Annotated in this window: 5 protein-coding genes; 1 reads left to right on the top strand and 4 read right to left on the bottom strand. The window is 46.0% G+C overall.

The window, feature by feature from the left end; translation table 11 throughout:
- Window positions 1-148: 148 nt before the first annotated feature.
- The 4 genes from asnS to MSA64_RS04985 all read right to left on the bottom strand — a co-directional run bounded on the left by asnS (window position 149) and on the right by MSA64_RS04985 (window position 5889).
- Window positions 149-1540: an asparagine--tRNA ligase gene (gene asnS, locus MSA64_RS05000; RefSeq protein WP_022171456.1), complete on the bottom strand. Its 1392-nt coding sequence runs from the start codon at window positions 1538-1540 to the stop codon at window positions 149-151.
- 130 nt (window positions 1541-1670) lie between these two features.
- Complete coding sequence (locus tag MSA64_RS04995) at window positions 1671-4142, bottom strand: hypothetical protein (protein WP_154431432.1); 2472 nt, start codon at window positions 4140-4142, stop codon at window positions 1671-1673.
- Window positions 4139-5317, bottom strand: coding sequence for a class I SAM-dependent methyltransferase (locus MSA64_RS04990; RefSeq protein WP_287890840.1), 1179 nt, complete (start codon window positions 5315-5317; stop codon window positions 4139-4141). Before MSA64_RS04990 ends, MSA64_RS04995 begins: the two co-directional genes overlap by 4 nt.
- A gap of 146 nt (window positions 5318-5463) precedes the next feature.
- Complete coding sequence (locus MSA64_RS04985) at window positions 5464-5889, bottom strand: hypothetical protein (protein ID WP_022171459.1); 426 nt, start codon at window positions 5887-5889, stop codon at window positions 5464-5466.
- 108 nt (window positions 5890-5997) lie between these two features.
- Between MSA64_RS04985 and MSA64_RS04980 the strand changes: the two genes are divergently transcribed.
- Entirely contained in the window at window positions 5998-6540 is a 543-nt protein-coding gene (locus tag MSA64_RS04980; RefSeq protein WP_154431434.1) for an isochorismatase family protein, read from the top strand.
- Window positions 6541-6752: the final 212 nt, after the last annotated feature.

Here is a 6752-nt window from a genome sequence, read left to right as displayed (position 1 = left end):
AACTATTCAGTAGCCACTGTCCCGCGAGGTGTTTTGACATGAATATGTCAAAATCCCGAGACATACAAGCCAAAATGCCATCACCGAAGGTGATTTTTTATGCATTTTGGCTCGTAACTGTGAAGGTACTGAACAGTTACATAATTACTTATAAATCACAATTGTTTACTGTTCTCGGGAACGGGATGACATCACGGATGTTACCCATTCCTGTCAGATACATCACGCAACGTTCGAATCCAAGACCGAATCCGGCATGTCTTGTGCTTCCGTATTTTCTCAGATCCATGTAGAATCCGTAGTCTTCTTTGTTCAGACCCATCTCGTCCATACGGGCTGCCAGCTTGTCGTAATCATCCTCTCTCTGGCTTCCGCCGATGATCTCGCCGATACCTGGTACCAGACAGTCAACCGCTGCCACGGTCTTTCCGTCATCGTTCAGTTTCATATAGAACGCTTTGATATCTTTCGGATAGTCAGTGACAAATACCGGACGTTTATATACCTGTTCGGTAAGATAACGCTCATGCTCTGTCTGCAGATCGCATCCCCAGGATACTTTGTATTCAAATTTATCGTTGTTCTTTGTCAGAATATCGATGGCTTCTGTATAAGTCACACGGGCAAATTCAGAATTTGCCACGTTGTTCAGACGGTCTAACAGTCCTTTGTCGATGAAGGAGTTGAAGAAGTTCATCTCTTCCGGTGCATTTTCCAGAACGTAACGTATAATGTATTTGAGCATGGATTCCGCCAGAATCATATCATCGTCCAGATCTGCAAAAGCGATCTCCGGCTCAATCATCCAGAATTCTGCTGCATGGCGGGTAGTATTGGAGTTTTCTGCACGGAAAGTCGGTCCGAACGTATAGATGTTGCGGAACGCCTGTGCATAAGTCTCACCGTTCAGCTGTCCACTTACAGTCAGGTTGGTCGGTTTATTGAAGAAGTCTTTGGAAAAATCTACTTTTCCGTCTTCCGTCTTCGGAATGTTGTTCAGATCCATAGTTGTTACCTGGAACATCTCTCCGGCACCTTCGCAGTCACTTCCTGTGATCAGTGGTGTATGCACATAGACAAATCCTCTCTCCTGGAAGAACTTGTGAATGGCATAGGCAATCAGAGAACGCACACGGAATACTGCCTGAAACGTATTGGTTCTCGGACGCAGGTGTGAAACCGTACGCAGATATTCCATGCTGTGGCGTTTTTTCTGCAGCGGATAATCCGGTGCTGAAGCTCCCTCTACGCTGATCTCAGTTGCCTGGATCTCAAACGGCTGTTTTGCCTGTGGTGTTGCTACCAGTGTTCCTTTTACAATGATGGCCGCACCGACATTCAGTCTGGAAATCTCTGCAAAGTTCTCCATAGAATCGTGGTATACCACCTGTAAGGTCTCAAAAAATGTTCCGTCATGCAGAACGATAAATCCAAATGTTTTGGAGTCACGTACGCTTCGTACCCATCCCCCTACAGTAATCTCTTTGTCCAGGAATGTTTCCCGGTTTTTGTATATTTCTCTTACAGTTGTAAGCTGCATAACAAAAGTCCTCCCTCTCTGATGTTTTCTCAGGCAGCCTGCCCGTACCTGCAAACTGCCCATATTGCATTTATTGTATCATTGTAACCATTCAACAGTCAACCATCCTGCGGAGTGTTTTTCATATCTTTTATTCGCTTTTGCTCGCCGCACCAAGATTGTCCATATAGCCGACAAATACGTTACCGGCGCTTTCAAACAGGCTGGTGCTGTCCTGCATACCGAAATAACCCTGTTCCTGGGTTGCCGGATAGTACAGGATCGTATTTTTGCTGTTATATCCTATGATTACCACATTTACCGTATCAGATACCTTTGCAATTACCGGATTTCCTTTGCTGACCTGATACAGCACACTGTCCAGAGAACATCCGGTAAGGTTCATCACCGTATAATCCGCGCCCAGAGACTGCTGCAGGGTATTTTCATCAATAGTTCCGCTCAGAACCACATCCGGCACTTCATCCAGATTTGCCTGATAACTTTCCTGGCGGTTGCCTCGCTCCCAGACATACTGCTGCTGCCGGTTCAGTACCACACCCATCTGTCCGTCTGCCCGGTTAATGGCATCACAGACTCTGCTCCAGGTACTGTCCAGTACACCTTTGGCATATACATAGTAAATATTGGAATCCGTTCTCGTCAGTTCCATAGAAAGTATATTATACGTCTCCTGATCTTCCAGATTCGATGCCAGATACAGTACATTCTTACTGGTCACGCTCTTTTCGAAATCAAGACCGATCTGTGTGGCTTTCCGTTCTGTAGTGATCAGACGCAGGGTTATCTGCTCTTCCCTGATCTGAAGATTATTCATGATATGATCGCTGCTGATCGCCACATATGCACCGTTCTCCCACTGTACCCGTTCCAGTTCCAGCAGACCTTCCTGCAGTTTCACATTGCTGACCCAGACATTATCCTCATGATGTTCCTTGACCACTTCGCCGCCAAACTGTTCGATCCGGACGGTGTTCATGGCAAATACCGTATTGCCCGCATTATCTGTCACAATATCACTGTCATTGGCAATTCCGTACACCAGATCCTCATTCATAAATCCCAGTGCCTTGATCTTCTGTCCGGACTGTGCCTGGATCGTATAGGTATCTCCCTGCTCCAGGCTCATCACCGTGATCTGTGTGCATGCATTTTCCTCTTCCTGATCCATCCAGGCAAGGCTCGCCTGAGACTTTGAGACCACATATCGGTCTTTGATCAGTTTTTCTTTTACAATCTGAAAACTCTTCTGCTTGATATCGATCTGGTACAGATCATCTTCCAGAATGACATACAGCATATCATCCCGGGTCACATAAGACAGAAGTTCCATGTCTTCTTTCAGATATTCATAAGAACTCTTCATCGGAATAAAGAGCTCTTCTTCCACCTGATTCAGCTCTGCCCCGTAATGGTAAACCGCGATCCCCACTTCTCCTTCATGTACATCCCGGTTCATATAGCCGTATACAACAAAATCAATATCTCCGGATTCTTCCACCCGGACGATCTTAACTCCATGTTCCTGCAGGTTCTCCCGCTCATCCAGATCACCATCCCGGAAACTGAAAATCTGTGTTGTCTTATTGGCACTGCGGTTATAACTCCACAGCTCTCCTTCCTGAACAAATGCCACAATATCCGAACTTTTATTAGACTGATACTGAACATCTTTGGCCACAACTCCCAGATTGATCCCTTTGCTGGTCAGTTCCGTATGTTTTCCGTCATACAACTCCTGTGTATTCCGGTCAAAATCCAGAAGCATCACGCGGGACTGTGCATAGCGCATTCGGTAAAAATCGGTCACATTATAATAATCTGTCGTCTCATCCTCAGGAGTATCTGACAACACATACGTCAGATAGATACTGCAGGTGGTCTCATTCATATCTTTGATCACCGGCACTGCCTTTTTTTCCAACTTCATATCCAGGGTTCCCCAGGTGATCCGTTCAAAGCTGGAATGTATATTCAGATTCTCATAGGTGCTGTTGGTCTGTGTCTCATCCGGTTCCAGATAAGCCGCCAGCGTGGATGCATTCTCGGAATCCAGACATGTCTGATAAAAGCTGTCTGCAAATTCCAGATATTCTGAAATATTGGTTCCTGCCCGCTGCAACAGACGGGTGTAATAATAATACGTTTCCCCGTTATCCAGTGTCACATCAAACCGAAGCGTGTATTCCTGGTTCATCAGGATCGGTGTTTCCAGCTGAAATTCTGCCCTGATCTCCCCGTCCTTCTTCTTCAGCTTGCTGATCTTGCTTGTCTCCACAACTTCCGTTCCGTCTGCCGTCGATACACGGTAGCTCACCGTCTTTACCGATGCATTCTTCGGATCTATCGCCATCGTCAGACTTCTGTCCGTCGGAAGTGGTGTCAGACTGTCGCGCATATACTGTTCTTCCATTTCACCGGCATATCCATACATCGGATTCACCTTTGTATCCGCAACTTCCATATACAGAATCGGAAGACTTGCATCCTCCATCTGTCTCGTTCCCACGATCTTTTCCCGATTGATGAGTGCTGCTGTTCCTCCCAGCGCTGCCGCAAACAGCAGCAACAGTACTCCCGCTTTTAATAACCCCTTTTTCATGCTTCCCGACCTCCTTCTTTCAGAAGCCGTTCCAGTGTCGGATGCAGTCCGAACGCATCCAGACAGGCACGAAGCTGTTCTTTATTTTCCTTCTTTTTCCCGGTATGGACTGCCCGGATCAGCAGATTCTTCGGCGTATGTTCCATATCAATAAATTCCAGAATCTGCGTGTCATATCCCGCCTGTTCTAACATCTGAGCCCGCAGACCGTCTGTCATCAGCGCGGCGATTCTCTCTTTCAGCACCCCGTAGGAAAAAACCGGAGCCAGCACTTCATTGTGAATCTGCCGGTTCAGTTCATGCTGACAGCAAGGCACCGACAGGATCACAGAAGCTCCCCAGGCAACCGCTTTTGCCAGCGCATAATCCGTAGCCGTGTCGCATGCATGAAGCGTCACCACCATATCGACCCGATCAACACCTTCATAAGAAGCAATATCCCCCTGACAGAAAGTCAGCTTCTCATAGCCGTATTTTTTTGCCAGCACGCTGCATTTTTCAATGACATCCTCTTTCAGATCCAGTCCGACGATCCGTACATCGTACTGCTGCAGTTCATGCAGATAATAATACATCGCAAACGTAAGATACAACTTTCCACATCCAAAATCCAGGATTGTCACTTCCCGGTCTCTGGTAAGTTTGGGAAGGATATCCTCAATAAACTCCAGAAAACGATTGATCTGTCGGAATTTGTCATAACGACTGTGTACAATCTTCCCCTCAGAAGTCATAACTCCCAGGTCGATCAGAAATTCTACCGGTTTTCCCTCTTCCAGAATGTACCGCTTCTTCCGATTATGAGACAACGCTTCCATGCGGATCGGTTTGTCGCAAAGATTACCTTCCTTTTTTTTCTTTTTTTCCTTAATTGTGAGTTTTCCCTTCTTACTTGAGAGTACGTTTACACTTCCCAGTTCACTTTCCAGCTGCAATTGCCGGAAATCTTCGGTGATCCAGCCTTCTATATGTTCCAGCAAAGGCTCTTTTTCATAATTTTCATGAATTTCCTTGGTACCCACAGTGCTTGTACACTGAAAATACAGTTTGTCCTTCATAATTACGGGGCGAATCCGTATCTTGGACGCCCCTTCTTTTGTTCTCGCTCCGCTTATAATAATCTGGTGCAGATAAAGATCCAGATAAATGCTCAATAGTTTCTTCAGTTCTGTCATCTATATTCTCCTGCGGCTTTGCCGCTGATTCCTACTTGTTTTTCCTGAAAACAGTTTCAGGTTTTCCCTTCCTGTTTACCTTCTTATTCTAATGGTTTTCACTATAAACCACAACACCCAAATTTTATATTTGTATTAAAGTTCTGTTAATAAAATCTTTTCTGTCTTCTGTGACGGCTCCGTCTGCGAAACATCTCGTTGAATAAGATCACTCCGATCAGATCCCGGAGTCCCTCTTCCTCTCTTCTGTTTCCGCAGCTTCCCTGTCCCCCCTGACAGGTCTCTTCTATTATAAGTACAGACGTATTCCCCTCCTCTTCTTTCAGCACCTCCTGTTCGATCTTCCTGCAAAGGTGTTCCATCATAAATTTGTCCGGATACTCATCAAACATCATACTGCCATCGTATTCCATCCGGTCACACTCCCGGTCTGCCTTCTCCTGTATTCTTGCTGCCCGGCGCGAGTAAAAAGACTTCATCACCTGCAGATCCTTTTCCTGTGCCTGTTCCTGATCCAGAGGAAGTAGGAATGGATACGCCATGTAAAAGGGAATCGGCTGCTCATACCGCATGCTATCCACCTCTTTCTTTTTTCTCAATATATGCAACACCGTATTTTTATGTTATAGTAACCTAAAAAGCATGATCCCTACTCTGTAAACTTTTGGAGGACATATTTTATGAAAATCAAGCTGCCACATGCCATTGCCCTTGCCATCGACGAACAGGAACGTCTTCTTCCCGCCATACAGAACGGCGAAGAGACTCTGCGTCATACAGAAACGCTATTGAAAGGACTCCGTCTCCTGGACATTCCCATTCTGATCACCCAGCAGTACACGAAAGGACTGGGAATGTCTGCCCCCTCTCTTTTTGAAGCAGCCGGGACAGATTCCTGGCTGGAGAAACGGACATTCAGCTGTCTCGGAGATGAGATTATCCGAAAGACGCTTCAGGATTCCCACAAAAAACAGGTAATCGTCTGCGGAGTAGAAGCGCATATTTGCGTAGAACAGACCGTACTTGATCTTTTACATCTGGGTTACGAGGTTTTTCTGATTGCAGACTGCGTCTCTTCCCGAAAATCCTCTGATCTTCTGACTGCTATCCGCCGGATGGCGCAGGCCGGCGCCGTTGTTACCAGCTACGAAGCAATTCTCTTTGAACTGATGGAAACATCCATGCATCCGAGATTCAGAGAAATTTCCGCACTGATCAAATAATAAAAGAAAAACGGAGACAGTATCATTTTCAGCTGCTGTCCCCGTTTTCTTTTGCTTTTTCGTTGTAACTGTTCAGTACCTTCACAGTTACGAGCAAAAATGCATTTAAACGATAAAAACACGCTTTGCGAGTTTTTATCGTTATCGCGGCACTCCTCAAGGTTCCGTGCAAGCACGGACTTTGACTCGTTGCTCGCGTAAATCACCTTCGG

The organism is Oliverpabstia sp., from assembly GCF_022785585.1.
Lineage (GTDB): Bacteria > Bacillota > Clostridia > Lachnospirales > Lachnospiraceae > Oliverpabstia > Oliverpabstia intestinalis.
This window is presented reverse-complemented; position numbering and strand designations above follow the sequence as displayed.